This is a genomic window from Bombiscardovia coagulans (genome assembly GCF_002259585.1).
Classification (GTDB): domain Bacteria; phylum Actinomycetota; class Actinomycetes; order Actinomycetales; family Bifidobacteriaceae; genus Bombiscardovia; species Bombiscardovia coagulans.
This window is the reverse complement of record NZ_MWWS01000011.1, coordinates 1-1569: the sequence shown is the minus strand read 5'-3', so window position 1 is coordinate 1569 and position 1569 is coordinate 1. Positions and strand designations below refer to the sequence as shown.

Sequence of the window (1569 nt, the reverse complement as noted above, 5' to 3'; positions counted from 1 at the left end):
ACCCGCATCGATTTTACTCACGACCACATTACCCCAATTCTCATGCACCCGCCCAGACTCCGGAGGCGTGCTGGGAGGATTAGCAGGCGGCACCAACGGAGGAGTCACGGGAGGATCCGCACTGGTTTGCGTGTTTGAATACAAGAACGCTGTATTCGCTATCACACCATCAACACCCAACGAACTAACCACACCAGTAAACGTAACCACCACGCTTTTACCAGCCTGGGTTTTCAACCACCCCAAACCTTCCTGCGTGAACCCTACATCCACCGTGCTACCCGTAACACTGGTGTGATAATAACGAGCCGGCACATCCACACCATCAACCTGTACTGACTGCACACCCGTACCCGTTAACCGAGCATCCATCGGATCATGAATAATATAGTAACTAAAACTCGCGTTCTCAGCGATGGTAGGCACCGTGACCGTGACCGGGAACACCACCACAGCCCCCAAGCCTAACCCGGTTTGTTTACTAATCGTTTTATCAATAGACCCCACACCGTTCTTGGGATACACATTCACCTCATACAACCAACCCTGTGTTTTACCCGTATCCGGGAACGGTATCGACACGATAAAGGGTTGCGCGATATCAACCACATTCGCTGGCCGTTTCGTTTCCGCTACCACATACAAGCCCACCGGTAGCCCAGACACCACCGCTACACCACTAGCATCAGTAACGACGTGTTTCTTACCAGCCACGTCTAACCCGTGCTGGTCAGGAACCGTCCCTAACCGCACACCCGCCGCGTTACTATCATCAACAAAACCAGGAGCCGACCAACCCGCGACCATATCCCACGTACGCGGATTACTCATATCCAAACCCGCTACCGGATACACCGTGAACTCTACACCACCAATACCCGCGCTCGGGATACTCGCGCTCCCGTCAGGCTGAGCCAACGCGTTGGTCCCGTTCTGCCGCTCATGCTTATGAATAATGATCGACCCGTGCCTCGCCTGGTCTATATCACCAAACACCGGACTACTCGGAGCCGCGACAACCCCCACCGCTGCCAGTAACGACACCACTACCACCACCACCGGCACGACAACAGAACGCACCCATACCACACGTTTCACCATTTCTCTTATCTCCTTGTATCCTCAAAACCACACCAGAACACGCACACACCATGCCCCAGCCACCACCAACCACCAACCAGTAACCACTCAACCGGTAAACCACCCAGCCGTTAGCCACTCAGTCGGTACCTGGTAACCACCAGCCTTCAGCCGGTAACCACCAGCCTCCGGTCGGTAACCTCTAGCCGTTAACCACTCAGCCGTTACCTGGTAGCCACTCAGTCGTTAGCTGGTGGCTGGTGGTTGTTCCTCATTACTCACCACTAACCTTGAATCACCGCAGGACCCTCACGAATCCTGCTACCACCCGCCTCACGCACGATGCCTACCCCGCAACACCACCGCCAACAACCGACGAGCACGAGACACCCCCACCAACAAGCCAGCCAACACACACGAACAACCCACCATCACCACCAACACCACACTCACACCACCCGTCAACGGTAACGACGGCACCTGCTGCTG

The 1569-nt window shown here is 55.3% G+C and carries 1 protein-coding gene; it reads right to left on the bottom strand.

What is annotated here, in order from left to right:
* Positions 1–1101: SpaH/EbpB family LPXTG-anchored major pilin (locus tag BOCO_RS07285; protein WP_148140082.1), on the bottom strand; the 1101-nt coding region annotated here is incomplete at its 3' end.
* Between the last annotated feature and the right edge of the window lie 468 nt (positions 1102–1569).